Genomic DNA, 25,187 nt, shown 5'->3' on the forward strand with positions numbered 1-25,187 from the left:
GGGCCGGGCCTGTTCGCGTGCGCTCCGCTAGCGGCGGCCGCCGGTGAAGCCGCCGATGAAGCCTCCGCCGTCGTTGTTGCCGTCCTGGGCCTTCGGGGCGGTGCGGACGTTGATCACGGTGCCGCCCGGCACCTGGGTGCCGACGGGCGGGTTGGAGTCGATGATCACCGCGTTGTCGTCGGTCGCGCCCGCCAGTACCGCGCCGAAGACCAGGTTGCTCGCCTGGAGCGTCAGCTTGGCCTGGGCCACCGTCTGACCCGTCAGCGCGGGCACCACCGTCGGCGTCGCGGCGGCGGCCTTGGAGATGCTGACGTTGACCGGGGTGTCCTTCGCCAGCTCCGTGCCCGGCGCGTACTGCTGCTGGACGACCGTCTTCGGCGGGGCTCCCGGGGAGTCGACCTCCGTGGTGCTGCCCAGCTTGAGCTTCACGGCCTGGAGGGCCTTGGCGGCCTCCTCCTTCGTCTTGCCGGAGAGGTCGGGCACGAGGCCCTTCGCGACCTCCTTGGCGACGGTGAGGGTGATCACCGAGCCCTGCTCGGCCTGGCTGCCGCTCTTCGGGTTCTGGTCCGTCACGGTGCCGGGGGTGGCGGCGTCGGACTCGACGAGCTTCTTCTCGACCTGGAACTTCTTGCCCTTGAGGGCCGAATCGGCGTCCTCGAACTTCAGCCGCAGGACGTCGGGGACCGCCACCTTGGGCGCGCCCGAGGAGACCTTGACCTTGACGGCCGTGCCCTTGTCGACCTTGGTGTCGGCGGCCGGGTTCTGCGAGCAGACGGTGCCCTTGGGCTGGTCCTCGCAGGGTTCCTCGGCCTCCTTCTCCACCGTGAGACCCATGCTCTTGCCGCTCTGCTGCGCCGACTCGAAGGTCTGGCCGACGAGCTTGGGCACGGCGGGGCGGTTGTCCACGCTGGAGTCGAAGAGGGTCCGGCCGATCAGGATCGCGCCGACCAGCACGAGGACGCCGGCGAGGACCAGCAGGACCGTCGAGGCCCGGCTCTTCTTCTGCTGGCGCCGGCCGTGGCCCTGGTCGTAGCCGCCGTGGCCCTGGTCCCCGTACGCGTATCCGCCGTCGCCCCCGGGGGGCATCGGCGGGAGCATCGAGGTCTGGCCCGCGTCGGGGGAGCGCAGCGCGGTGGTGGCCTGGTCCTGGCCCTGGTGTCCGTAGCCGCCCTGGTCGGGGTAGCCGTAGCCGGCCGCTCCCATGGAGGCGGTGGCGGCCACGGGCTGGCCTTCGAGGCAGGCCTCGATGTCGGCCCGCATCTCGTCGGCGGACTGGTAGCGGTAGTCGGGGTCCTTGACCAGGGCCTTGAGGACGATGGCGTCCATCACGGGCGTGATCTCGGGGTCGAAGTTCGACGGCGGCTGGGGCTCTTCGCGCACGTGCTGGTACGCGACGGCCACCGGCGAGTCGCCGACGAACGGCGGCCGGACGCAGAGCAGCTCGTAGAGCAGGCAGCCGGCGGAGTAGAGGTCGGAGCGCGCGTCGACCTGCTCGCCCTTGGCCTGCTCCGGGGAGAGGTACTGGGCGGTGCCGATCACGGCGGCCGTCTGCGTCATCGTCATGCCGGAGTCGCCCATGGCGCGGGCGATGCCGAAGTCCATGACCTTGACCTGGCCGGTGCGGGTCAGCATCACGTTCGCGGGCTTGATGTCCCGGTGGACGATGCCGGCGCGGTGCGAGTACTCCAGCGCCTGCAGGATGCCGATGCACATTTCGAGGGTGCGCTCGGGCAGCAGCTTGCGGCCCGAGTGCAGCAGCTCGCGCAGGGTCGAGCCGTCGACGTACTCCATCACGATGTACGGGATGGAGATGTTGTCGACGTAGTCCTCGCCGGTGTCGTACACGGCGACGATCGCCGGGTGGTTCAGCGACGCCGCCGACTGGGCCTCGCGGCGGAACCGGGCCTGGAAGGACGGGTCGCGGGCGAGGTCGGCGCGCAGGGTCTTGACGGCGACGGTACGGCCGAGCCGGGTGTCGTGACCGAGGTAGACCTCGGCCATGCCACCACGGCCGAGCACGTGGCTCAGCTCGTACCGGCCGCCGAGGCGACGCGGCTCTTCCATAACGTTTGCAGCCCTCTCCGTCAGTCCCGACCGCACCCGTGTGTGGTCCGGCGGTGTGCTGTTCGCGGCAAGGCTACCGGCCGATCGTCGGTGATCGGTTCGTGACCACAGGCTGATATCGGACCGGTACCGAGCGCTCGGATCCTGTCTCCGCTTCTCATCCCTTGTTCTTCAGTACGGCTTCCATGACCGCCTTGGCGACCGGGGCCGCCAGGCCGCCACCGGTGATGTCCTCGCGGTCGGCGGCGCTGTCCTCGATGACGACGGCCACGGCGACCGGGGAGGTTCCGTCGGGGTTCTCGGCGTAGGAGATGAACCAGGCGTAGGGGCGCTTGGCGTTCTTCTCGCCGTGCTGGGCGGTGCCGGTCTTGCCGCCGACGGTGACGCCCTTGATCTTGGCGGTGGTGCCGGTGCCGTTCTCGACGACGTTGACCATCATCTGCTGGATCTTCTGCGCGTTCGCGGCGGAGACCGGGCGGCTCATCTCCTGCGGCTCGTGCTTCTCGATCGTGTCGAGGTTCGGCGCGGTCAGCTGCTCGACCATGTACGGCTTCATCAGCTTGCCGTCGTTGGCGATGGCCGCGGTGACCATGGCCATCTGCAGGGGGGTGGCGGCGGTGTTGAACTGGCCGATGGAGCTCTGGGCGTTGCCGTCCTTGCCCATGGTCTTGTCGTAGACGCTCGCGAAGGCGCGGACCGGGATGTCGATCTTGTCGTTGTTGAAGCCGAACTTCTGGGCGGTCTCGACCATCTTGTCGCGGCCGACCTTGTCGCCCATGTTCGCGAAGACGGAGTTGCAGGAGACCTGGAGCGCGAAGTTCAGCGTCGCCTTCTCGCAGCCGCTCGCGTGGTTGACCATCGGGGTCTTGGTGCCCGGCAGGATGTACGGCTCGGGGGTGTCCGTGGGGGCGTTGATGTCGCTCACCACGCCGTTCTCCAGCGCGGCCGCGGCCGTGACCACCTTGAAGGTGGAGCCCGGCGGGTAGGTCTCGCGCAGGGCGCGGTTGACGAGGTTCTTGTCCTCGCTGTCCTTCAGCGCGACCCAGGCCTTCTCGTCGGTCTTGGAGTTGCCGGCGAAGGTGGACGGGTCGTACGAGGGGGTGCTGACCAGGGCCAGGATGGCGCCGGTGCGCGGGTCGATCGCGGCGACGGCGCCCTTCTTGGTGCCCAGCTTCTCGTAGGCGGCCTTCTGGGCCGCGGCGTTCAGGGTGGTGACGACGTTGCCGCCCTGCTTCTTCTCGCCGGTGAACATGCCGATGGTGCGGTCGAAGAAGAGCCGGTCGTCGTTGCCGGTGAGGATGCCGTCGTCGAGGGACTCCAGCTGCGTGGAGCCGTAGGCCTGCGAGGCGTAGCCGGTGACGGGCGCCCACAGGGGGCCGTCGAGGTACGTCCGCTTGTACTTGTAGTCGCTGCCGTCCGTCACGGCGGAGCCGGTGATGGGCTGGCCCTGGACGATGATGTTGCCGCGTTCGGTGGCGTACTGGGCGATCTGGACCCGGCGGTTCTCCTTGCGGGTGCTGAGGTCCTCGGCCTGGACGTACTGCAGCCAGTTGGTCCGGATCAGCAGGGCGAGGACGAGCAGCCCGCAGAACAGCGAGATGCGGCGCAGGGGCTTGTTCATGACGGGCGGACCACCTGGGTCATCTCGGAGTCGGGGGACGGGGCGGGAGCCGGGGCAGGTCGGCGTGCGGTGTCGCTGATCCGGATGAGGATGGCGATGAGCACCCAGTTCGCGAGGACGGACGAGCCGCCGGAGGCGAGGAAGGGCATGGTCATGCCGGTGAGGGGGATGAGGCCCATGACTCCGCCGGCGACGACGAAGATCTGCAGGCTGAAGGCGCCGGAGAGCCCGATGGCGAAGAGCTTGCCGAAGGGGTCGCGGGCGGCGAGGGCGGTGCGGACGCCCCGCTCGATGATCAGCCCGTAGAGCAGGAGGAAGGCCATGACGCCGGTGAGGCCGAGTTCCTCGCCGACGGTGGAGAAGATGAAGTCGGAGTTGGCGGCGAAGCCGATGAGGTCGGAGTTGCCCTGGCCCCAGCCGGTGCCGAGGACCCCGCCGGAACCGAAGCTCATGATCGACTGGCCGACCTGCTCACAGGCGCCGGAGGTGGTGTAGCAGGCGAAGGGGTCGAGCCAGGCGGTGACGCGGACCTTGACGTGGCTGGCGAAGGTGCCGACGACCACGGCGCCGCCGACCGACATCAGCAGGCCGATGACGATCCAGCTGGTGCGCTCGGTGGCCACGTACAGCATGATCACGAACATGCCGAAGAAGAGCAGCGAGGTGCCGAGGTCGTTCTCGAAGACGAGGACGAGCAGGCTCATCGCCCAGATCATCAGGATCGGGCCGAGGTCACGGCCGCGGGGCAGGTAGAGGCCCATGAAGCGGCGGCTGGCCAGGGCCAGGGCGTCGCGCTTCACCATCAGGTAGCCGGCGAAGAAGATGGCGATGACGATCTTGGCGAACTCGCCGGGCTGGATGGAGAAGCCGCCGACGCTGATCCAGATCTTGGCGCCGAAGACGTCCGCGCCCAGACCCGGGACGACGGGCAGGATCAGCAGGATCAGCGCGCCCGCCATGGAGATGTACGTGAACCGCTGGAGCACGCGGTGGTCCTTGAGGACCAGCAGCACGACCGCGAACAGGGCGAGGGCCAGCCCCGTGTACATCATCTGCCGCGGCGCCGACTCCGAGAAGGTGCCGAAGCTGCGCTTGGCGAGCGTCCGCAGCCGCTCGGACTGGTCGAGCCGCCAGATCAGGACGACGCCCAGGCCGTTGAGCAGGGTGGCGATCGGCAGCAGCAGCGGGTCTGCGTACTTGGCGTAGCGCCGTACGACGAGGTGGCCGATGCCGGCGAGGACGGCGAAGCCGAGCCCGTAGAGGAACATGCCCGGGGGCAGCTCGCCGTGGATCGCCAGGCCCACGTTGGCGTAGGCGAAGATCGGGATGACCACGGCGAAGGCGAGCAGCAGGAGCTCGGTGTTCCGCCGGCTCGGCGCCTCGATGGCGCCGATGGTGGTCGTGTTGGTGACAACGCTCATGGTGTGGCAGGCCCCCTGTGCCCGCGTATGTCTACTGCTTTTCGCACTGGCCGACGAGAGCTTGCTCCGCGGGAGTCAGGCTGGGGCCGGGCGTCTGGTTGTTCTGCGCTTCCGCGGCGCGGCGGGCTTCGTCCTTCTTGCAGGCGGACACCTGGGTGGCGAGATCGTCGATCTTCTTGCGGGCCCCGTCGACGCTGCCTTCGCTGATCGTCGTCTCGACCTGCTTGCGCTTGAAGGACGGCAGGTACTTCAGTTCGATCTCGGGGTGATCCGTCTCCACCTGCGAGAGGTGGATCCAGGCCAGGTTCTGGCTGATGCCGCGGTAGAGCGCGACGTGGTCACCCTTGACGCCGACGTAGTACTGGGTCTGCGTCCAGCGGTGCGCGGCGTAGAGCCCGCCGCCGACGACACCGGCCACCAGCAGCAGGATCAGCGTGCGCGTGGTCCACTTGCGCCCTTTGCTGCGGCGCCTGCGGGGGTGGTCGTACGTGTCCTCGTACGGGGCCTCCGCCTCGTAGCCCTCGGGTTCGCCGAAGCTGCCGTATGCGCCGCCGCCCTGGCCCTGGCCCTGGTCGGGGTAGCCGTAGCCGGGGGCCTCGCCGCTGCCGGGCGGGCCGAAGGAGCCCGCCGGCGGCGGGGCCTGGCGGCCGAGGCCCGAGGCCCGGCCGGCCGGGGTCTGCATGGCGTTGCCGTCGAAGAGCTGGTGCTGGTTCTCGGCGACCGCGCCGATGACGACAGGGGTGTCGCTCAGCTGGGCGGCGAGGGTGTCGCCGCTGTCGGTGTCGAGGACGTCCGCGACGATGCAGGTGATGTTGTCCGGGCCACCGCCGCGCAGGGCGAGCTGGATCAGCGTCTGCACGGTCTCGTGCGGGCCGTGGTAGTCGGCGAGGGTCTCTTCCAGGGTCTGGTGGGAGACCACGCCGGAGAGGCCGTCGGAGCAGATCAGGTAGCGGTCGCCGGCCCGGACCTCCCGGATGGAGAGGTCGGGTTCCACGACGTCACCGCTGCCGAGCGCCCGCATCAGCAGGGAGCGCTGCGGGTGCGTGGTGGCTTCCTCTTCGGTGATCCGGCCCTCGTCGACGAGGCGCTGGACCCAGGTGTGGTCCTGCGTGATCTGGGTGAGGACGCCGTCGCGCAGGAGGTAGGCGCGGGAGTCTCCGACGTGGACGAGGCCGAGCCTGCGGCCCGTCCACAGGAGGGCGGTGAGCGTGGTGCCCATGCCTTCGAGCTGGGGGTCCTCCTCGACCATGACGCGCAGCTGGTCGTTGGCCCGCTGCACGGCGCTGCCGAGGGCGGTGAGGATGTCGGAACCCGGGACGTCGTCGTCGAGCTGCACGAGGGAGGAGATGACCTCGGAGCTGGCGACCTCGCCGGCTGCCTGGCCGCCCATGCCGTCGGCGACGGCGAGGAGCCGGGGGCCGGCGTAGCCGGAGTCCTCGTTGCCCTCGCGGATCATCCCCTTGTGCGATCCGGCGGCGAACCGCAGGGACAGACTCATGCGCACCTGCCCTGTCGACGATGCCTCGGGGTACAACCGGTCTCGACGAGCCACACTGCCCACCCTCCGGTCGGGAGCGCGCGCGGGTCCGGGTCCCCGGTGGGACAGACCGCCGCGGCTCGCTCGCTCCGCTCGCTCATTCTCGTACTACTTCCGCAGCTCGATGACGGTCTTGCCGATGCGGATCGGGGCGCCCGGCGGAATGGGCGTCGGGGTGGTCAGCCTGGTCCGGTCGAGATAGGTGCCGTTCGTGGACCCGAGGTCCTCGACGATCCACTGGCCGTCACGGTCCGGGTAGATCCTGGCATGCCTGCTGGAGGCGTAGTCGTCGTCCAGCACGATCGTCGAGTCGTGGGCGCGGCCCAGCGTGATCGTCTGGCCGGCGAGCGCCACCGTGGTTCCCGTGAGGGTGCCCTCGGAGACGACCAGCTTGGTCGGCGCACCGCGGCGCTGGCGCTGCTGCGGGGGCGCGGACTGCCGCCCCGGCTGCGGCGGAGCGGCGGTCGCGCCGCTGCGGCGCGAGCCGCGCTGCGTGACTCTCGTACCGAAGAGATCACTGCGGATGACCTGAACGGCCACGATGACGAACAGCCACAGAACGGCCAGGAAACCCAACCGCATGACCGTCAGGGTCAGCTCTGACATTGCCCCCGCTTCACCCTTCGGCTTGCCGGTAAATGATGGTGGTGCTGCCCACGACGATCCGCGAGCCGTCGCGGAGCGTAGCGCGGGTGGTGTGCTGCCCGTCCACCACGATGCCGTTGGTGGACCCGAGATCCTGGATCGTCGGGGGTGTTCCGGTCCGGATCTCACAGTGCCGGCGCGAGACGCCGGGGTCGTCGATCCGCACATCGGCCTCGGTGCTGCGGCCGAGTACGAGCGTGGGGCGCGAGATCTGGTGGCGGGTGCCGTTGATCTCGATCCAACGCCGGGTGGTGCCCGGTGCGCCGGAGGGTACGGGACCCCCGCCGGCGCGTGCGCCCGGTCCGCCCGGAGGCGGTCCGGACGGCATGGGCGGGGCGGCGACCGGCGGGTAGCCGTAACCGCCCTGCTGCTGGCCCTGGGGGGCCTGCGGCGCGTCTTGGGAGGTGCTGGAGGCGAGGGTGCGACTGCGGACACGGTACAGACCGGTGTCGAGGTCGTCCGCCTTCTCCAGGTGGACCTTGATGGGGCCCATGAAGCTGTAGCGCTGCTGCTTGGCGTAGTCGCGGACGAGGCCCGCGAGCTCGTCGCCGAGCTGGCCGGAGTACGGGCTCAGGCGCTCGTAGTCGCCCGCGCTGAGCTCAACGATGAAGTCGTTGGGCACGACGGTCCGCTCGCGGTTCCAGATGGTGGCGTTGTTGTCGCACTCCCGCTGGAGGGCTCCGGCGATCTCCACCGGCTGGACCTCGGACTTGAACACCTTGGCGAAGGTGCCGTTCACCAGACCTTCGAGTCGCTGCTCGAACCGCTTCAGAACTCCCATGGGGCACCTCCTCCGTCGCTGTCGCCCTGTACTGCTTACTGATCGTATCCACGCGTGGCGGATTCGGCTGGTTCCCCTCCGGTCCCGTGTACAGGAGTGTTGGTACTCACAAGGGATCGTAGGGGCGCTCCAGGGACAGTGTCCCGCACCCGGAGGGGACTCCGGGAGGGGCCGGTCCCGGAGGGTGCGAGGGGGGTCCGGGAAAGGGATGTGAATCCACCCCGGATGACGTGCTAATCTTTCGTTCGTCGCCAGGGGAACGGCCCGAAAGGGAAGTCCACTGGGGAGCCGCTCGGGCGAGTGGCGGAACGGCAGACGCGCTGGCTTCAGGTGCCAGTGTCCTTCGGGACGTGGGGGTTCAAATCCCCCCTCGCCCACATCGGGAGAACCCCCGCTTCGGAGAAATCCGGAGCGGGGGTTCTTCGTTGTGCCCGCGGCCGGTGCGTCGGCACCCGAGGACGTGACGGGCACCGCCGCGCACCGCGGCGGCCGACTTTCGTCGGGAACGGGGCGACGAAAGTGGACGGACGGGGGCGCGGATCGGTGTCTAGGGTCGGTCGGGTGGATGCCAAGGCGGTAATACGGGCGGGCCGGGACTGGCTGAAGGGGGCCGAGCCCTGGTCGGGTCGCGCCTTCGCGGGGGACCTGACGATCGCCGCCGTACTGTCCCTGCTCGGTCTGGGCATCGACGAACTCAGCAACAGCTCCGGCCAGAAGATGGTCCTCGGAGTGGTGGCCATCGTGGCGCTGGTGCTGCTGCGGCGCAGGCTGCCGGCGGCCACCCTGGTGCTGGGGGCGGCGGCGAGCGCCTTCCTGCCCGGTGTGCTCCTCGTGACGATCGTGCTGGGCTGGTCGGCGGGCCGGCGGATCGTCGGCGTGGGGCGGGCCCTGGCGGCCTTCGTGCTGGCCTTCCTCGCCGAGGTCGGCCTCGGCCTGTACGACCAGTGGGCCCAGACGCGGCCGCTGCTGATCGTGGTCTTCTCCACCCTGCTGTTCCTGGCGGCGACCGTCATGCCCGGTCTGGCCAGCCGGTACTGGTACCAGCGCCGGACGCTGCTCAGCGCGCTCCAGGAGCGCAACGACCAACTGCTGCGCGAGCGGACGATGGTGGCCGGGCAGGCCCGGCTGCGGGAGCGTCAGCGGATCGCCCAGGACATGCACGACAGCCTGGGTCACCAGCTGGCGCTGATCTCGGTGCACACCGGGGCGCTGGAGGTGGACCCCGCGCTGACCGACCGCCAGCGCGAGGCCGTCGGGGTGCTGCGGCAGGCCTCCGTCGCGGCGATGCACGAGCTGCGCGAGGTCGTCGGGATCCTGCGGGACGGGGTGGAGGCGCCGCCCGTGGTGGAGGAGGCCCAGCCGGCGGCGCGGGGGGTCGCCGGGATCGCGGGCATCGTGGAGGCGGCCCGGGCCGCGGGGACCGACGTACGGCTCGCCACGGCGGGCCGGCCCCGGCCGCTGGTCGCGGCCTGCGACCACGCGGCGTACCGGATCGTGCAGGAGGCGCTGACCAACGCCTACAAGCACGCGCCCGGGTCGGTGATCACCGTGGAGCTGCGCTACGAGGACGACTCGCTGGTCGTGGAGATCGCCAACGGTCCGGCGGCCGCCCCGGGGCCCGGCGAGGTGATTTCCGGCGGGCAGGGGCTGACGGGGCTGCGGGAACGGGCCAGGCTGGTCGGCGGCATGGTGCACGCGGGCGCGGCCGAGGGCGGTGGCTTCCGGGTGGCCGGTGTGCTGCCGTACGGGACGGAGCCGGCCGGGGCGGCCGAGGAGGACGTGGCCGACGACTTCGGGCAGCGCTCCCAGGCCCGTGCCTGGGTACGGCGCACCGCGCCGCCGATGGACTGGGCGGCGGTGGACCGCGAACTGGCCGTGCCGGTACGCAGCCGGACCGGGGGCGTCGCATTGGGCTGCGGGATAGCCGTCGCGGCGGTGGTGCTGCTGATCATCGTGCTGGGGGCCGGGATGACCCTGCTGCTGGGCACCGTGAACAAGGCGATGATCAGCAGGGAGGAGTACGACTCCGTCAGCGTGGGCGACGCGGAGAAGTCCGTCCGCGACCGGCTGCCGGACGGGGACAGCGTGCTGACGTCGGGCCTGGACCGCAAGGGGCCGCCCCCGCCGGAGGGCACGGTCTGTCTGGCCCTGCTGTCGACGGAGGACTCGTCGGAGTTCACCAACGACTCCGTTTTCCGGTTCTGCTTCCGGGGCGGCAAGCTCGTGGAGAAGCAGGCGTACGAGGTCAAGCAGTAGGAGCGCGGGGTGACAGCCAAGGTGATCCGAGTGGTGATCGCTGACGACGAGCCGCTGATCCGGGCCGGGATCAGGATGATCCTGACGTCGGCGCCGGACATCGAGGTCGTCGCGGAGGGGGCCAACGGCCGGGAGGCGGTGGAGCTGGCCCGCTCGCACGCCCCGGACGTGATGCTCCTGGACATCCAGATGCCCGTGATGGACGGACTGACCGCGCTGGGCGAGCTGGGGCGGGCGGCACCGGGCGTGCGGGCGCTGATCCTGACCACCTTCGGGGAGAAGGAGAACGTGCTGCGGGCCCTCGGCGAGGGCGGTGCGGGCTTCCTGCTGAAGGACTCGGCGCCGGGCGAGCTGATCGGAGCGGTCCGGGCGGCCGCGGCCGGGGACGCCTACCTCTCCCCCGGCGCGACCCGGCACGTCGTGGACCAGCTGGCCACCGGGCGGGCCGCCGGGCGCGGCGAGGCGGCCCGGCGGCGGGTGGCCGGGCTGAGCGAGCGCGAGCGCGGTGTGCTGGCGCTGCTGGGCGAGGGGCTGTCCAACGCGGACGCGGGCCGCCGGCTGCACATGAGCGAGGCGACGGTGAAGACGTACGTGAGCCGGATCCTGGCCAAGCTGGAGTGCGAGAACCGGGTTCAGGCGGCCCTGCTGGCCAGGGACGCCGGGCTCTAGGTACCGTTCGGGCCGACTTGATCGGCGACCGAGGCCGATGGGGCGCGAACAGTGCGGGGGCAGCGCGGATGGTGACGGTACCGAAGCAGCAGACGGCGGACGCGGTGAACGCGGTGAACGCGGTGAACGCGGCGTACGCGGCGGACGCGGGTGGTGCGGCCGGTGCGGCGGCGGGGCGGGGCGGCGGGCGGATACCCCGCGTCGAGGGCTTCGGGTCGAGGGCCGTGCCGGGCTCGCAGAAGGAGGCCGGGAAGGCGCTGCGGGCGCGGGTGCCGCGGGCGGCCCACGCGCACTTCGAGGCTCCCGCCGGGCGCCCCGACGCGGTGCGCGCGGTGGAGGAGTCCAACGTCGGCCGCGTCGACGAACTGACCCCGATACGCGTGGGCCGGATGGCCGCCAACCCCTTCGCCTTCCTGCGCGGAGCGGCCGGCCTGATGGCCCACGACCTGTCCGGCGGGCCGGTCACCGGGGTGGGCGCGCAGCTCTGCGGCGACGCGCACGCGGCCAACTTCGGTCTCTACGGGGACGCGCGCGGGCGCCTCGTCATGGACCTCAACGACTTCGACGAGACCGTGTTCGGCCCCTGGGAGTGGGACGTCAAGCGGCTGGCGGCCTCCCTGGTGCTCGCCGGGCGGGTGGCCGGAGCGGACGAGGACACCTGCCGGGCGGCCGCCCGGGACGCGGTGGGTGCCTACCGGCGGACCATGCGGCTGCTGGCCAAGCTGCCGGCCCTGGACGCCTGGAACGCCATCGCCGACGAGGAACTCGTCTCGCACACCGATGCCCGCGATCTGTTGGGCACGCTGGAACGGGTCTCGGAGAAGGCCCGCAACAACACCTCCGCCCGGTTCGCCGCCAAGTCGACCGAGGCCGGGGAGGACGGCGCCCGCCGCTTCGTGGACGCGCTGCCCGTGCTGCGCCGGGTCGGCGACGGTGAGGCCGCGGCCGTGGCCGCCTCCCTGGGCCCGTACCTGAAGACCCTCTCGGGGGACCGGCTGCCGCTGCTGGCCCGGTACGCGGTCCAGGACGTGGCGTTCCGGGTCGTGGGCACCGGGAGCGTGGGCACCCGGTCGTACGTGGTGCTGCTGCAGGACCACCGGGGTGAGCCGCTGGTGCTCCAGGTGAAGGAGGCGCGGCCGTCGGTGCTGCTGCCGTACCTGCCGGGGCTGGGCTTCCACGCGCCGCGGGAGGAGCACGAGGGCCGCCGGGTGGTGGCCGGGCAGAAGATGATGCAGGTGGTCTCCGACATCCTGCTGGGCTGGACCACGGTGGAGGGCCGGCCCTTCCAGGTCCGCCAGTTCCGCAACCGCAAGGGCAGCGTGGACCCGGCGGCGCTGGCCGTCGACCAGATCGACGACTACGGCCGGATGACCGGCGCCCTGCTGGCGCGGGCGCACGCCCACAGCGCGGATCCGCGGGTGCTGGCCGGGTACTGCGGCAAGAACGAGGAACTGGACGAGGCCGTCGCCACGTTCGCGGTGGCCTACGCCGATCGCAGCGAGGCCGACCACGCGGACCTGGTGGCCGCGGTGAGGGCGGGCCGGATAGCGGCGGAGTTCGGGGTCTGAGGTTCTGAAGTCCCGGCTGAGGGGCTGAGGGCCGGCTCGGGTGCGCCGTGGTTCAGGTGGGCTGTGTTCACGAGGGCCGTGTTCACCAGGCCGTGTTTGACGTGAGCTGTGTTTCACGTGAGCTGTGTTTCACGTGAGCTGTGTTTCACGTGAAACATGGCGCCCCGCGCTGGCCGTAGGCTGGCCGGGTGAGCGAGCAGAGCGAGCAGACAGTTCCCGAAGAGCCCGGCGCCTCCGGTGACGAGCGGCCCGAGGCGCGGCTCGACCGGGCCGTGCGGGCCGCCGAGCAGGCGCTGATCGAGTTCGAGATCGCCGTGGAGACCTTCCGGGTGGAGGTCGAGAACTTCTCCCGGCTCCACCACCAGAAGCTCGGCCCGATGTACTCGCGGCTGGACGAGCTGGACGCGCTGATCGCGGAGGCGAAGGCGGCCCGCAGCGGTGACCCCGAGGACCTGCGGCTGGCGCGGGAGGCGCGGGCGCTGGTCATGCCGATGCCCGGGGTGGAGGAGCTCTTCCACGACTGGCTGGACTCGGACGGCATCTCCGACGACGCGTCCGCGATGCTGACCGACCGGTCCGTGAAGCCGCCGGAGCGGGTACGGCCCTCGGAGGAGGTGCGCCGGCTGTACCGGGAGCTGGTCCGCCGGGCGCACCCGGACCTGGCCCAGGACGAGGAGGAGCGGGCCCGCCGGGACGCCTTCATCGTGCGGGTCAACGCCGCGTACGGGCGGGGCGAGGAAGGGCTGCTGCGGGAGCTGGCCGAGGAGTGGGCGGCGGGGCCCGCGCCGCAGGCCGCGCGGCCGAGCGAGAGCGAGGAGCTCTACGCCCGGCTGGAGTGGCTGGCGCGTCGCAAGGAAATGCTGTCGATGGTGGCCGGGGAGCTGGAGGACAGCGCGATCGGGGCGATGCTGCGGATGGCGCCCGACGACCCCGACCGGCTGCTGGAGGAGATCGCGGAGCAGCTGCTCGCGCAGGTCTCCGAGCGCGAGGCGGAGCTGGCGGCCTTCGGGACCCTCTAGCGGTGTACGGGGTCCTATAGGTTGGCGGGCGAGACCCGCGAAGAGAGAAGGCGACAGTTATGAACCTCGGACCGCTTCCCTCGGTGGACGCCGCCTCGGTGCCGGCCGAAGGCTTTGTCCTGGACGTCCGTGAGGACGACGAATGGGCGGCCGGGCACGTCGAGGGTGCGCTGCACATCCCGATGAGCGACTTCGTCGCCCGCTTCGGCGAGCTGACCGAGGCCATCGAGGACGGCCGCCGGGTCCACGTGATGTGCCGGGTCGGCGGGCGCTCCGCGCAGGTGACCCAGTACCTGGTGCGCCAGGAGATCGACGCCGTGAACGTCGACGGCGGGATGCAGGCGTGGGACGGCGCGGGGCGCCCGATGGTGACGGACAGCGGGAACCCGGCCTTCGTGCTCTAGGCCGTCACGCGAGGGGGTGGGCGGCCAGCAGGTCGCCCAGTGCCTCCTCGTGCGCGGCGGCCGGGCCCAGCTGGAGCTCCAGCTGCTTGGCCCAGGCGTGGTAGCGGTGCAGTGCGTAGTCGGTGTCGGCGCCGAAGCCGCCGTGGAGGTGTTGCGCGGTCTGTACGACCCGGCGCACGCCCTCCGAGGCCCAGATCTTGGCGACGGCGACATCGCCGGAGGCGGGCAACGGGCCGCCCGCACCGTCGGTCGCCGCGTCCAGCCGCCAGGCGGCCTGCCAGAGGGTGACCTCCATGGCGCGCAGGTCGATGTAGCGGTCGGCGGCCTGGACCGCGACGGCCTGGAAGGTGGCGACCGGGAAGCCGAACTGTTCGCGCTTGCTCGTGTACCGGCCGGTCATGGCGAGCACGTTCTCGCCGAGTCCCAGGGCGAGGGCGCAGGTGCCGGTGGCCAGGATCCGGTGGAGCCGGTCCCAGGCTCCCGGGGCGTCGATCAGATGGGCGGCGGGGACCCGGACCCCGTCCAGGGTGAGTTCGGCGAGGCGTTCCCCACTGGTGGAGTACTGGTCGGCGAGCGTGAGCCCCTCGGTGACGCGCGGGACGAGCGCGAGGAGGGCCTCGCCGCCCCCGCCGTGGGCGGGTACCGCGATCCAGTCGGCGCTGTGGGCCCACGGGACGGAGGTCTGGACCCCGTCCAGGATCCATGTGCCGTCCTCGCGGCGGGCGGTGACGGCCAGTTCGGCAGGATCGTGGCCGGTGCGGCCGTGGGCGGCGACGGTCAGTACGAGCGAGCCGCGCCCGGCGTCGGCCAGCAGGGCGGCGGCCAGTTCGGGGCCGCCGTGGGCCTGGACGGCCATGGCCGTGGCGCAGTGCTCCAGCAGCGGAACCCGGGCCAGCACCCTGCCCGCCTCCCGCAGGACGAGGCACAGGGCGATGACGTCCAGGCCGGCCCCCCCGTGTTCCTCGGCGAGGACGAGGCCCAGCAGGTCGGAGCCGGCCAGTTTGGCCCACAGGGGCCGGTCGAACTCCTCCGCGACGGCGCCCGGTGTGAGCGCGGGGCTGGGCACGCGGTCGGGGGCGACGTCCGCGAAGACGGCCTTCGCCGCCTCGACCGCGGCCTGCTGTTCCTCGGTGAAGGTGAAGTCCACTGCCTGTCCTCCCGCGCGCACCGGATCCCGGTCGTGTCCGTTCAGATCTGACGGTGCGTCAAGATAGAACACGGCGTGGGAAAAACACAGCCCGGTGAGGGATCCGGAGGCGGGGGCGGGAAGGGTCAGCGGTCGAAGTCGATCTCCACTTCCTCGGAGACCGCGTGGGACTGGCAGGCCAGCACGAACCCGGCCTCGGTCTCCTCCTCCTCCAGCGCGAAGTTGCGGTCCATCCGCACCTCGCCCGTGACGAGGAACGCCCGGCAGGTGCCGCAGACCCCGCCCTTGCAGGCGTACGGGGCGTCCGCGCGGCCCCGCAGCACGGCGTCCAGCAGGGACTCGCCTTCCTGGACCGGCCAGGTGCCGGAGCGGCCGTCGAGCCGGGCGGTGACCCGGCCGTGGGCGGGCGCCGCGGTCGTCCGGGCCGGGACCGCCGGTGCGGTGTCCTCGACGTGGAAGACCTCCTCGTGTACCCGCGTCCGGGCGACGCCGAGGGCGCCCAGGGCCCGCTCCGCGCCCTCCACCAGTCCGTACGGCCCGCACAGGTACCAGCCGGTGACCTCGGAGACCGGCAGCAGCGCCGGCAGCAGGGACGTCAGCCGTTCCTCGTCGAGGCGGCCGGAGGGCAGACCGGCTTCCTGCTCCTCGCGGGAGAGCGCGGTGACCAGCTGGAAGCGGTCGGGGTACCGGTCCTTGAGGTCGGCGACCTCCTCCAGGAACATCGTCGACGCGGCCGTACGGTCGCCGCGCACCAGGCAGAAGCGGGCGTCGGGCCGGGCCGCCAGCAGGGTGGCGGCGATCGACAGGACCGGGGTGATGCCGCTGCCGCCGACGATCGCCGCGTAGTGCGCGCCGGCCGGGGCGCCGGCCGGGTCCAGGATGAACCGTCCGGCCGGGACCATCACGTCCAGCACGTCCCCGGCGGCGATCTCCTTGTGCGCGAAGGTGGAGAACTCGCCGCCCTCCACCAGCCGCACGCCCACCCGCAGCACCTCCGGGCCCGGGCCGTCGGCGGCCGGGGCGGGGGAGCAGATCGAATAGGTGCGGCGGACCTCGGCGCCCTCGCCGGCGGTGCGGCGCAGCGTGAGGTGCTGGCCGGGAGCGTGCCGGTACTCGGCGCGCAGCTCCTCGGGGACGGACAGGGTCAGCGCCACCGAGTCGTCCGTCAGCCGGTCGACCGCGGCCACCGTCAGCGGGTGGAACGCGCCGTGGCGCGCGGGGCGCGCGCTGCCGGCGGACGCCGGGGGCACGGACACGGCCATCTACAGCTCCTTGAAGTGGTCGAACGGTTCGCGGCAGGCCACGCAGCGGCGCAGCGCCTTGCACGCGGTGGAGGAGAAGCGGCTGAGCAGCTCGGTGTCGGTGGATCCGCAGTTCGGGCAGCGGACCGACAGGGTGAGCGGCACCGCTCCGCCGGCCGAGTGCGGGCGGGGCGGTGCGATGCCGAACTCGGCCAGCTTGCGGCGGCCCTCGGCCGTGATGTCGTCCGTCGACCAGGCGGGGGACAGGACGGTCGTCACGCGGACGTCGGGTATGCCGTGGCCGGTCAGGGCCCGCTCGATGTCGGCGGACATGGCCTCGATGGCCGGGCAGCCGGTGTAGGTGGGCGTGAGGGTGACCTCCACGTGCCCGTCCTCGTGCATCCGGACGCCGCGCATGACGCCCAGCTCGGCGAGGGTGAGCACCGGCAGCTCCGGATCGGGCACGGAGCCCGCCAGCTCGGCCAGCTCCGCCTCCAGACGGGTCTGCGCGGCGGCGGTCACCACGACGCCCCCGGGTGGCTGCGGTGCAGGTGCTGCATCTCCGCGAGCAGCCGCCCGAACGGTTCGGTGTGCAGGCCCTGCCGGCCCGCTCCGGCGGCCCAGGCGCCCGTACGGGGCCCGTCGGGCAGGGCCAGGCCGGCCCGGTCCAGTACGGAGCCCAGGGCGTCCAGCCAGCGGGTCTCCAGGGCGGCCGGGTCGACGTCCAGGCCGTCGACCGGCTGGAACATCTCCCCGGTGAACTTCCACAGGGCGTCCAGCGCGGCCCGCATCCGCGACCGGCTCTCCTCGGTGCCGTCGCCGAGGCGCAGCGTCCACTGCTCGGCGTGGTCCCGGTGGTAGGCGGTCTCCTTCACGGCCTTGGCCGCCAGCGGGGCGAACGGGCCGTTACCGGCGGCGAGCTCCGCGTAGAGCTCGTGCTGGTAGAGGGAGAAGTAGAGCTGCCGGGCGATGGTGTGGGCGAAGTCGCCGTTGGGCTGCTCGACCAGCTGGAGGTTGCGGAAGGACCGCTCCTCGCGCAGGAAGGCCAGCTCGTCCTCGTCGCCCGCCATGGACAGCAGGACGCGGGCCTGCCCGAGCAGGTCGAGCGCGATGTTGGCGAGCGCGACCTCCTCCTCCAGGACGGGGGCGTGGCCCGCCCACTCGCCGAGGCGGTGGGAGAGGATCAGCGCGTCGTCGCCGAGGGCCAGGACGGCCGCGGTGGCGGTGCTGTTCTCGGTGCCGGTGCTGCTCACAGGTGACGCACCCCCTCGGGGATCTCGTAGAAGGTGGGGTGCCGGTAGGGCTTGTCGGCGGACGGGTCGAAGAACGGGTCCCGCTCGTCCGGGGAGGAGGCGACTATCTCGGTGGAGGGCACGACCCAGATCGAGATGCCCTCGCCGCGCCGCGTGTAGAGGTCGCGGGCGTTGCGCAGGGCCATCTCCGCGTCGGGGGCGTGCAGGCTGCCCGCGTGCGTGTGCGAGAGGCCGCGGCGCGAGCGCACGAACACCTCCCACAGGGGCCAGTTCTGCGTCATGCCTGTACCTCTCGTCCGGTGCTGGTGTGCTTCTCGGCGTACGCGGCGGCCGCGTCGCGGACCCAGGCGCCTTCCTCGTGCGCCGTGCGCCGCTGGTTGATCCGCAGTTCGTTGCAGGGGCCGTTGCCCTTGAGGACGTCCCAGAACTCGGCCCAGTCGATGGCGCCGAAGTCGTGGTGGCCGCGCTCCTCGTTCCACTTGATGTCCGGGTCGGGCAGGGTCAGGCCCAGCGACTCGGCCTGGGGGACGGCGATGTCGACGAAGCGCTGGCGCAGCTCGTCGTTGGAGTGCCGCTTGATCCGCCAGGCCATCGACTGCGCCGAGTGCGCCGACTCGTCGTCCGGCGGGCCGAACATCATGAGCGAGGGCCACCACCAGCGGTCGACGGCGTCCTGGGCCATGGCGTGCTGGGCCTCTGTGCCCCGGGAGAGGGCGAGGAGCAGCTCGTACCCCTGGCGCTGGTGGAAGGACTCCTCCTTGCAGATCCGGACCATCGCGCGGGCGTAGGGGCCGTAGGAGCAGCGGCAGATCGGCACCTGGTTGGTGATCGCCGCGCCGTCCACGAGCCAGCCGATGGCGCCGACGTCCGCCCAGGTCAGGGTGGGGTAGTTGAAGATCGAGGAGTACTTCTGCTTGCCCGAGTGCAGCTTGTCGAGGAGCTCGTCGCGGCTGGTGCCGAGGGTTTCGGCGGCGCTGTAGAGGTAGAGGCCGTGGCCGGCCTCGTCCTGCACCTTGGCCATCAGGATCGCCTTGCGGCGCAGGGAGGGCGCGCGGGTGATCCAGTTGGCCTCGGGCTGCATGCCGATGATCTCGGAGTGGGCGTGCTGGGCCATCTGGCGGACCAGCGAGGCGCGGTACTCGTCGGGCATCCAGTCGCGCGGTTCCACCCGCTCGTCCGCCGCCACGGCGGCGTCGAAGGACGCCCGCAGCTGATCCGCGAGGTCCCCGGACCGCGCGTCCGCTGTGCTTGACGTGCCCGTTTCCGGGGTCACTGCGACCATCCCGGCCCCCTGTCAGAGTGTGCCGTCCGCCCGACCGACCGATCGTTCGGTTCATCCGCTTCAATGGTGAGACGGCGGCCCGTAGGGTGTCAACCTCTGTGGGCAACCCTGTGGACGCCGGATGATCGGGGCGGGATGGATTCGAACGAGCACGAGCCCGTGGAAGAAGCCCCTCCGGAGCCGCGGAAGGCGCCGCCCCGGGCGCCCGGGATCACCGGGCTGTCCGCCCCGTACCGCGTCCTCGCGGCCTTCGCCCTCGCGGCCGTGGCCGTCGCCGCCTGCACCCATCTGGCGCTCGTTTTCCTGCACGTCGCCCCGTCCAACACGGTCAGCAAGCGGAACGCGGCGCTGATCGACGGCTGGATCTACCCCGAGTTCGAACAGAACTGGAAGCTCTTCGCGCCCAACCCCCTCCAGCAGAACATCGCCGTCGAGGTCCGCGCCCAGGTCCGCACCGGGGGCGGCGAGCTCGTCACCAGCGGCTGGCGCGACCTGTCCGCCGAGGACGGCGCCGCCATCCGGCACAATCCGCTGCCGAGCCACACCGAGCAGAACGAGCTCCGCCGGGCCTGGGACTTCTTCACCGGCTCCCACGACGACGACAACAAGCCGACCGGCGAGCGCGGCGCGCTCTCCGAGGAGTACCTGCGGCGCATCGCGCTGGAGCGGCTCGTCCCCGTCTACCGCGAGGGCCGGATCCTGCGCGTCCAGCTGCGCTCGGCGACGCGGTCCGTACCCGCGCCGAGCTGGAGCGACGAGAAGACCGACACCCAGACGTACTACCGGGAGCTGCCGTGGTGGACCGTGTGAGACGGGCGCTCGCGAAGGTCACCGGGGAGGCGCTGGGGCCCTACCAGAGCGCCGTGGTCCGCATCGGATTCGCCGGGACCTGGCTGCTCTTCCTCCTGTGCGAGTTCCCCGACCGGCACCAGCTCTACGGCCCCGACGGGCCGTGGAGCTGGCGGCTGGCGGAGCGGCTGGTGGCCTCCAACCACGCCTTCACCGTGCTGCTGTGGTCGCGCTCCACCCTCTGGTTCGAGCTCGTCTACGCCGTCGCCGTGCTCGCGAGCGCGCTGCTGCTGCTGGGCTGGCGGACCCGGGCGACGTCCGTCGTCTTCATGGTCGGCGTGCTCTCGCTGCAGAACCGCAGCGTGTTCATGGGCGACGGCGGGGACAACGTCATCCACCTCATGGCCGTCTACCTGGTCCTGACGCGCTGCGCGCGGGTGTGGTCGCTCGACGCGCGGCGGGCCCGTCTGCGGGGCTCGGCCTCGGCCGGAGCGGCGGGGCCGGTGCTCTGGGGGGTGCTGGGCGCGGTCCTCGCGTACGGGGCGGCGACCGGGCGCCTGGGCGGCGGCTGGCTCGCGGCCTTCGCGGCGCTGTGGGCGGGACCGGCACTGTGGTGGGTGGCCGACCGGCACGAGCGGTCGGGAGAACGCCCGGGAGGGGCGGGCGGTGAGGGGGCCGGGGAAGCGCCCGGCGAGGATGCCGGTGCGGCGCCCGGCCGGGCGCCCGGCCGGGGTGCCGGGGAGCGGGCCGTGCGGCGGGCCGGCGAGGGGCGGGCCTTCCTCGACGTGCTGGCGAACCTGCTGCACAACGCCGGAATGCTGGTCATCATGGCCGAGGTGTGCCTGATCTACGCGACGGCCGGCTGGTACAAGATCCAGGGCTCGCGGTGGCAGGACGGGACCGCGCTGTACTACCCCCTCCGGCTGGACTACTTCGCGCCGTGGCCGGAGCTGTCGGACGTGCTCGCGGGGAGCGGGGTGATGGTGATGCTGGTGTCGTACGGGACGGTGGCGGTGCAGGTGGCGTTTCCGTTCACGCTGTTCAACCGCCGGGTCAAGAACGTGCTGCTGGCGCTGATGATGCTGGAGCACGCGGGGATCGCGGTACTGCTGGGGCTCCCGTTCTTCTCGCTGGCGATGATCGCCGCCGACGCGGTGTTCCTGCCGACGGGGTTCCTGGTGTGGGTGGGGGCGAGGGTCGTGCGGGGCCGGTCCCCCGCCCGCCCCCGGCCCGTCCGCCGGGCCGCGCCCGGACCGCGGGGGCCCCGCCCCCTGACCCCCGCGCCCCGGACGCCGGCGGAGCCGGAACCGGTGGGGCGTGACGGCGCGGTCGGGGCGGGCGGCGCGGGCTCGTAAGGTCGGCGGTATGAGTGAGCAGCGGGAATTCGGTGAGGCCGGCCGGGAGTGGCGGGAAGCGGTCGGGCGGGACGGGGTGGTGCTGCTCGACGGGTTCCACGCCCTGAAGCACGCCCTGCGCTTCGGGGCCGAGGTGCTGGTGGCCGTCGCCGACGACCCCGCCGCGGTACGGGCGCTCGCCGACGGCCTGGCCCCCGACGTGGCCCCCGGGGTGGCCCGGCTGGTGCGGTCCGGCGCGCTCAAGGAGCTGCTCCCCCGCGTGCACCCCACCGGGGTCGCCGCCCTCGCCGTGCGCCCCGACCGGGAAGCCGGAAGGGCCGCCCTCGCCAGGACCCCCCGGCCGGCTCCGATCGTGCTGCTCGACAACCCGCGCAACCTCGGCAACGTCGGGGCGGTCGTCCGTCTCGCGGCCGGTTTCGGCGCCACCGGTGTGGTGACCCGTGGCGACCTCGACCCGTGGCACCCCAACGTGGTCCGGGCCGGGGCGGGACTGCACTACGCCACCACCGTGGACCGGATGGAGCTGGAGGAGCTGCCCTCCGGGCCGGTGTACGCGCTCGACCCGGAGGGCGAGGACATCCGTTCCCTCACGCTCCCGGACGACGCCCTGCTCGCCTTCGGGTCGGAACGCCACGGCATCTCGCCGGAGCTGCGCGCCCGCGCCGACCACCTGGTGTCCCTGCCGATGCGCCCGCAGGTCTCCAGCTACAACCTGGCCACCAGCGTGGCCATGACCCTCTTCCACTGGGGCGGGCCCCACGAGGGTGTTACGGGCCGGTAGCGCGTGGCCGGAAAAGACGCACGCGGGTGACGTCGGGCGGGTCCGGGGGGCCACCCCGGAAGCTCCGCCCGACCGCTGCGCTGCACCTACCAGGCTCAACTCAGCTCGACGTATCTAACGACAGGGCCCCGGCGAAGATTCCCTCACATTAGGGAGAGGGTGCGGTAACGGCCAGGAAATTCCCCAGAGCTGGGGCATGTACCGGCGTTCGAGTACGCATTTCGACACTCCGGTGGCCGGAATCGGGTGCACGGCGCGGTGGAATTCAGGAAGTGGTACCGGCACTCGGTGACAGGCCGGCGGGCGGCCGTCCGGGGACCCGGGAGGGTCCGAAGACCGGACAACATGTGCGCCCACCTGGGGGCAAGTCGCCCTGAAATCAAACAGGATGATCGATTCCGTGATCATAGGGAGACGTTACGTGATGACCGGTGGCGTCCGTTATTCTCCCTTCGGAGTACATGGGCCGCGCTCTCGCCAAGCGCTTCGTGCCCGCGCCTGCCAAAAAGCTGCACCTACCAATCAAATTGAATCAGCAAAGTAAAAGGGATGCTCATATGCTTCTCCTCAGCGCTGTCATGATCACCGGCCTGGTGGCTGCCGTCCTCGGGGTCGCCGTCTGGCGCCTCACCTCCACCCCGCGCTGGATCCCCGCCGTCATCGGCTCGGTCGGCGGCGTCCTGCTCGCGCTGCCCCCCGTCTTCGCCTCGCTGCAGCCGGCCGCCCTGCGCCCGGCCGCTCCGGAGGCCTACGCGACCCTCGCGCCCGCCGCCCCCCGGGTGCCCGTCGCTCCCCCGGTGTCGCCGGCGCGGCCGGGCGGTGCCGGCACGGGTACGACCGTCCTGTGACCCCCGCCCGTCGCTTCAAGCGGCACGAACTGGGCTTCGGGGACTACCCGTTCTTCCGGTCGCTGAGCACCGAGCTGTGTCAGGAGATCTTCCAGGCGTCCCGCGTCCGCCAGTACGGGCGCGGGGCGCGCATCCGGGGCATGACGGTCCGGGGCGGGGACTCGGTCCACATCGTCCTCAACGACACCGGCATCGTGTCGGAGGAGCTCGTGCACCACGAGGCGTCGACGCTGCGCTTCCGGCACCAGGGCCACGTCCTCGGCGACCTCGACGTCTTCGCCTCGTCCAGGGCGCCCCTGGCCATGGCGCTGACGACCACGGTGACGATGGCCGTGCCGATGAACGTGATGCGGTCGATGGTGGGCAAGCACCCCACCCTCATGCGGGCGGTGAGCGTGGCGATCACGGAGCGCTTGCGCACCGGCGACCGGGTCTACGGGATGTTCGCGCGGCCCGCCGAACAGCGCCTGTGCGGGCTCTTCCTGGAGCTGCTGGACAGGTCCGGCTTCATGACGGAGGACGGCTACCGGGTCGAGGGACCCTCGCAGCTGGATCTGGCCCAGGCGCTCATGCTCTCCCGCGCCACCGTCGAGAACGCGTTGCGCTCGCTGCGGGCCAAGCAGGTGGTGAGGACCTCGTACCGCTCCTACACCTTCCCCGACCTGAAGCTGCTGGAGAAGGTCGAGGCGTCCGGCGCGGCCGCCGCCTCCACCCCCGCCGCGGGCTCCGCGGAGTGCGCCTGAGGCGGTGACGGCCGGCCCCGGGGCCGCGGACCGGGCCCCGGAGCGGGGCCGCGGGCGGTGGCCGCGGGGCCGTCGGCGGGCTACGCCTGGCGGCGGACCTCCACCACGCGGAAGCGGTTCGAGACGAAGGCGCCGTCACAAAGGGCCGCGTTCGCCGCGGGGTTGCCGCCCGAGCCGTGGAAGTCGGAGAAGGCCGCGGTCTGGTTGACGTAGACCCCGCCCGTGAGGTTGAGGGACAGCTGCGCCGACTCCTCCAGGCAGACCTCCTCGATGGCCCGCTCGGTGTCCGGGGAAGTGGTGTACGCGCCCACCGTCATCGCGCCCTTCTCCCGCACCGTACGGCGCAGCAGGTCGAGGGCGTCCGCCGTGGAGTCGACGGCCACGGCGAAGGAGACGGGGCCGAAGCACTCCGAGAGGTACGCGGCCTCCGGGTCGGGCTTGGAGGCGTCCAGCTTGACCATCACCGGGGTGCGGACGACCGCGTCCGGGAACTCGGGGTTGACCACCTCGCGGGAGGCGAGGGCGACCTCGCCCAGCCCGGCGGCCGCCTCCAGGCGGGACTTGACGTCCGGGTTGACCAGCGCGCCCAGCAGCGCGTTGGCGCGGGCGTCGTCGCCCAGCAGGCCGCCGACGGAGGCCGCGAGGTCGGCGACGACCTCGTCGTACGTCTTGTGCCCGGCGTCCGTCCCGATGCCGTCGCGCGGGATCAGCAGGTTCTGCGGGGTGGTGCACATCTGGCCGCTGTAGAGGGAGAGCGAAAAGGCCAGGTTCGACAGCATCCCCTTGTAGTCGGAGGTCGAGTCGATGAGGACGGTGTTGACGCCCGCCTTCTCCGTGTAGACCTGCGCCTGGCGGGCGTTGGTCTCCAGCCAGTCGCCGAACTCGGTGGACCCGGTGTAGTCGATCAGCTTGATCTCCGGGCGGACCGCGAGGGTCTTGGCGATGCCCTCGCCCGGCCGCTCGACCGCGAGGGCCACCAGGTTCGGGTCGAAGCCCGCCTCGGCGAGGACCTCGCGGGCCACCCGCACGGTCAGCGCCAGCGGGAGCACGGCGCGCGGGTGCGGCTTGACCAGGACGGCGTTGCCGGTGGCCAGGGAGGCGAACAGGCCCGGGTAGCCGTTCCAGGTGGGGAAGGTGTTGCAGCCGATCATCAGGGCGATTCCGCGCGGGACCGCCGTGAAGGTCTTGCCGAGCTCCAGCGGGTCGCGCTTGCCCTGCGGCTTCGACCAGTCGGCCTGCCCCGGGACGCGGGTCTGCTCCTCGTAGGCGTAGGCGACGGCCTCCAGGCCGCGGTCCTGGGCGTGGGGGCCGCCCGCCTGGAAGGCCATCATGAAGGCCTGGCCGCTGGTGTGCATGACCGCGTGCGCGAACTCGTGGGTGCGGGCGGAGATGCGGGCGAGGATCTCGACGGAGACCAGGGCGCGGGTCTCGGGACCGGCGTCCCGCCAGGCGGCGATGCCGGCCTTCATGGCGGGCAGCAGCACGTCGGGGTCGACGTGCGGGTACTCCACGCCCAGCTCCGGGCCGTACGGGGACACCTCCCCGCCCGTCCAGCCGTCGGTGCCGGGCTGGCCGAGGTCGAAGCGGGTGCCGCGGACGGCCTCGAAGGCGGCGAGGCCGTCGGCCGGGGCGGTCTCCCCGTAGGCCTTGGGGTGCTCGGGGTGCGGGGACCAGTAGGCCCGGCTTCGGATGGCGGCGAGCGCCTGATCCAGGGTGTTCCGGTGCTTCTCGGTCAGCTGGGTGAGGGTGAGCTCGGCGGCCAT

The 25,187-nt window shown here is 72.0% G+C and carries 23 protein-coding genes and 1 tRNA gene; 11 read left to right on the top strand and 13 right to left on the bottom strand.

Going from position 1 to position 25,187, the window contains the following annotated elements:
* Window positions 1-27 precede the first annotated feature (27 nt).
* From pknB to OG295_RS17220, 6 genes are all read right to left on the bottom strand, one after another.
* On the bottom strand, window positions 28-2,064 hold the full coding sequence (gene pknB / locus OG295_RS17195) for a Stk1 family PASTA domain-containing Ser/Thr kinase (protein ID WP_371677653.1): 2,037 nt from the start codon (window positions 2,062-2,064) through the stop codon (window positions 28-30).
* Window positions 2,065-2,221: 157 nt separating this feature from the next.
* Window positions 2,222-3,685: a peptidoglycan D,D-transpeptidase FtsI family protein gene (locus tag OG295_RS17200; protein ID WP_371677654.1), complete on the bottom strand. Its 1,464-nt coding sequence runs from the start codon at window positions 3,683-3,685 to the stop codon at window positions 2,222-2,224.
* On the bottom strand, window positions 3,682-5,106 hold the full coding sequence (locus tag OG295_RS17205) for an FtsW/RodA/SpoVE family cell cycle protein (protein ID WP_371677655.1): 1,425 nt from the start codon (window positions 5,104-5,106) through the stop codon (window positions 3,682-3,684). Before OG295_RS17205 ends, OG295_RS17200 begins: the two co-directional genes overlap by 4 nt.
* A 31-nt stretch (window positions 5,107-5,137) precedes the next feature.
* Window positions 5,138-6,604, bottom strand: coding sequence for a PP2C family serine/threonine-protein phosphatase (locus OG295_RS17210; RefSeq protein WP_371677656.1), 1,467 nt, complete (start codon window positions 6,602-6,604; stop codon window positions 5,138-5,140).
* Window positions 6,605-6,751: 147 nt separating this feature from the next.
* The gene (locus tag OG295_RS17215) at window positions 6,752-7,249 is read right to left on the bottom strand and encodes an FHA domain-containing protein (RefSeq protein ID WP_371677657.1); all 498 of its coding nucleotides are present in this window, start codon (window positions 7,247-7,249) and stop codon (window positions 6,752-6,754) included.
* Window positions 7,250-7,259: 10 nt separating this feature from the next.
* Window positions 7,260-8,069: an FhaA domain-containing protein gene (locus OG295_RS17220; RefSeq protein ID WP_371677658.1), complete on the bottom strand. Its 810-nt coding sequence runs from the start codon at window positions 8,067-8,069 to the stop codon at window positions 7,260-7,262.
* Window positions 8,070-8,363: 294 nt separating this feature from the next.
* Between OG295_RS17220 and OG295_RS17225 the strand changes: the two genes are divergently transcribed.
* From OG295_RS17225 to OG295_RS17250, 6 genes are all read left to right on the top strand, one after another.
* Window positions 8,364-8,446 (top strand) — tRNA-Leu (locus OG295_RS17225).
* A gap of 184 nt (window positions 8,447-8,630) precedes the next feature.
* Window positions 8,631-10,325 carry a sensor histidine kinase gene (locus OG295_RS17230; RefSeq protein ID WP_371677659.1) on the top strand — a complete coding sequence of 565 codons (1,695 nt, stop codon included), beginning with the start codon at window positions 8,631-8,633 and terminating at the stop codon, window positions 10,323-10,325.
* Window positions 10,326-10,334: 9 nt separating this feature from the next.
* Window positions 10,335-10,994, top strand: coding sequence for a response regulator (locus OG295_RS17235; protein ID WP_371677660.1), 660 nt, complete (start codon window positions 10,335-10,337; stop codon window positions 10,992-10,994).
* Window positions 10,995-11,062: 68 nt separating this feature from the next.
* Window positions 11,063-12,562 (top strand): DUF2252 domain-containing protein, encoded by a 1,500-nt coding sequence (locus OG295_RS17240; protein ID WP_371677661.1) that lies wholly within the window; start codon window positions 11,063-11,065, stop codon window positions 12,560-12,562.
* 188 nt (window positions 12,563-12,750) lie between these two features.
* Window positions 12,751-13,581 carry a J domain-containing protein gene (locus OG295_RS17245; RefSeq protein WP_371677662.1) on the top strand — a complete coding sequence of 277 codons (831 nt, stop codon included), beginning with the start codon at window positions 12,751-12,753 and terminating at the stop codon, window positions 13,579-13,581.
* Between the two features lie 59 nt (window positions 13,582-13,640).
* A complete protein-coding gene (locus OG295_RS17250) occupies window positions 13,641-13,985 on the top strand; it encodes a rhodanese-like domain-containing protein (RefSeq protein ID WP_356216684.1) in 345 nt (114 codons plus the stop codon).
* A gap of 4 nt (window positions 13,986-13,989) precedes the next feature.
* Here the strand turns inward: OG295_RS17250 and OG295_RS17255 are convergent, their stop codons facing one another.
* The 6 genes from OG295_RS17255 to paaA form a co-directional block, all read right to left on the bottom strand.
* Window positions 13,990-15,132, bottom strand: coding sequence for an acyl-CoA dehydrogenase family protein (locus OG295_RS17255; RefSeq protein WP_371677663.1), 1,143 nt, complete (start codon window positions 15,130-15,132; stop codon window positions 13,990-13,992).
* 125 nt (window positions 15,133-15,257) lie between these two features.
* Window positions 15,258-16,394: a 2Fe-2S iron-sulfur cluster-binding protein gene (locus tag OG295_RS17260; protein ID WP_371677664.1), complete on the bottom strand. Its 1,137-nt coding sequence runs from the start codon at window positions 16,392-16,394 to the stop codon at window positions 15,258-15,260.
* On the bottom strand, window positions 16,395-16,898 hold the full coding sequence (paaD, locus tag OG295_RS17265; protein ID WP_371677665.1) for a 1,2-phenylacetyl-CoA epoxidase subunit PaaD: 504 nt from the start codon (window positions 16,896-16,898) through the stop codon (window positions 16,395-16,397). It lies immediately after the preceding gene.
* A complete protein-coding gene (paaC, locus tag OG295_RS17270; protein WP_371677666.1) occupies window positions 16,892-17,626 on the bottom strand; it encodes a 1,2-phenylacetyl-CoA epoxidase subunit PaaC in 735 nt (244 codons plus the stop codon). Before paaC ends, paaD begins: the two co-directional genes overlap by 7 nt.
* Window positions 17,623-17,907, bottom strand: a complete 285-nt coding sequence (gene paaB / locus OG295_RS17275) for a 1,2-phenylacetyl-CoA epoxidase subunit PaaB (RefSeq protein WP_371677667.1) — start codon at window positions 17,905-17,907, stop codon at window positions 17,623-17,625. Before paaB ends, paaC begins: the two co-directional genes overlap by 4 nt.
* Window positions 17,904-18,908, bottom strand: a complete 1,005-nt coding sequence (gene paaA / locus OG295_RS17280; protein WP_371677668.1) for a 1,2-phenylacetyl-CoA epoxidase subunit PaaA — start codon at window positions 18,906-18,908, stop codon at window positions 17,904-17,906. Before paaA ends, paaB begins: the two co-directional genes overlap by 4 nt.
* A gap of 135 nt (window positions 18,909-19,043) precedes the next feature.
* Here paaA and OG295_RS17285 point away from each other — a divergent pair, with 135 nt between their 5' ends.
* The 5 genes from OG295_RS17285 (at window position 19,044) to OG295_RS17305 (ending at window position 23,424) form a co-directional block, all read left to right on the top strand.
* Entirely contained in the window at window positions 19,044-19,718 is a 675-nt protein-coding gene (locus tag OG295_RS17285; RefSeq protein ID WP_371677669.1) for a DUF5819 family protein, read from the top strand.
* Window positions 19,706-21,052: an HTTM domain-containing protein gene (locus tag OG295_RS17290; RefSeq protein ID WP_371677670.1), complete on the top strand. Its 1,347-nt coding sequence runs from the start codon at window positions 19,706-19,708 to the stop codon at window positions 21,050-21,052. The genes OG295_RS17285 and OG295_RS17290 overlap by 13 nt, the downstream gene beginning before the upstream one ends.
* Window positions 21,053-21,062: 10 nt before the next feature.
* Window positions 21,063-21,833, top strand: a complete 771-nt coding sequence (locus OG295_RS17295; RefSeq protein ID WP_371677671.1) for a TrmH family RNA methyltransferase — start codon at window positions 21,063-21,065, stop codon at window positions 21,831-21,833.
* Between the two features lie 557 nt (window positions 21,834-22,390).
* Window positions 22,391-22,681: a hypothetical protein gene (locus OG295_RS17300; RefSeq protein WP_371677672.1), complete on the top strand. Its 291-nt coding sequence runs from the start codon at window positions 22,391-22,393 to the stop codon at window positions 22,679-22,681.
* Complete coding sequence (locus tag OG295_RS17305; protein ID WP_371677673.1) at window positions 22,678-23,424, top strand: Crp/Fnr family transcriptional regulator; 747 nt, start codon at window positions 22,678-22,680, stop codon at window positions 23,422-23,424. The genes OG295_RS17300 and OG295_RS17305 overlap by 4 nt, the downstream gene beginning before the upstream one ends.
* Window positions 23,425-23,504: 80 nt before the next feature.
* On the opposite strand, the gene paaN is transcribed toward OG295_RS17305, so the two are convergent.
* Window positions 23,505-25,187, bottom strand: a complete 1,683-nt coding sequence (gene paaN, locus OG295_RS17310; protein ID WP_371677674.1) for a phenylacetic acid degradation protein PaaN — start codon at window positions 25,185-25,187, stop codon at window positions 23,505-23,507.

The organism is Streptomyces sp. NBC_01276, assembly GCF_041435355.1.
Classification (GTDB): domain Bacteria; phylum Actinomycetota; class Actinomycetes; order Streptomycetales; family Streptomycetaceae; genus Streptomyces.

Coding starts and splice junctions, on each gene's coding strand:
- pknB (WP_371677653.1), bottom strand. CDS start 2,064: ATGGAAGAGCCGCGTCGCCTCGGCGGCCGGTACGAGCTGAGCCACGTG.
- OG295_RS17200 (WP_371677654.1), bottom strand. CDS start 3,685: ATGAACAAGCCCCTGCGCCGCATCTCGCTGTTCTGCGGGCTGCTCGTC.
- OG295_RS17205 (WP_371677655.1), bottom strand. CDS start 5,106: ATGAGCGTTGTCACCAACACGACCACCATCGGCGCCATCGAGGCGCCG.
- OG295_RS17210 (WP_371677656.1), bottom strand. CDS start 6,604: ATGAGTCTGTCCCTGCGGTTCGCCGCCGGATCGCACAAGGGGATGATC.
- OG295_RS17215 (WP_371677657.1), bottom strand. CDS start 7,249: ATGTCAGAGCTGACCCTGACGGTCATGCGGTTGGGTTTCCTGGCCGTT.
- OG295_RS17220 (WP_371677658.1), bottom strand. CDS start 8,069: ATGGGAGTTCTGAAGCGGTTCGAGCAGCGACTCGAAGGTCTGGTGAAC.
- OG295_RS17240 (WP_371677661.1), top strand. CDS start 11,063: ATGGTGACGGTACCGAAGCAGCAGACGGCGGACGCGGTGAACGCGGTG.
- OG295_RS17250 (WP_356216684.1), top strand. CDS start 13,641: ATGAACCTCGGACCGCTTCCCTCGGTGGACGCCGCCTCGGTGCCGGCC.
- OG295_RS17260 (WP_371677664.1), bottom strand. CDS start 16,394: ATGGCCGTGTCCGTGCCCCCGGCGTCCGCCGGCAGCGCGCGCCCCGCG.
- paaB (WP_371677667.1), bottom strand. CDS start 17,907: ATGACGCAGAACTGGCCCCTGTGGGAGGTGTTCGTGCGCTCGCGCCGC.
- paaA (WP_371677668.1), bottom strand. CDS start 18,908: ATGGTCGCAGTGACCCCGGAAACGGGCACGTCAAGCACAGCGGACGCG.
- OG295_RS17285 (WP_371677669.1), top strand. CDS start 19,044: ATGGATTCGAACGAGCACGAGCCCGTGGAAGAAGCCCCTCCGGAGCCG.
- OG295_RS17295 (WP_371677671.1), top strand. CDS start 21,063: ATGAGTGAGCAGCGGGAATTCGGTGAGGCCGGCCGGGAGTGGCGGGAA.
- OG295_RS17300 (WP_371677672.1), top strand. CDS start 22,391: ATGCTTCTCCTCAGCGCTGTCATGATCACCGGCCTGGTGGCTGCCGTC.
- paaN (WP_371677674.1), bottom strand. CDS start 25,187: ATGGCCGCCGAGCTCACCCTCACCCAGCTGACCGAGAAGCACCGGAAC.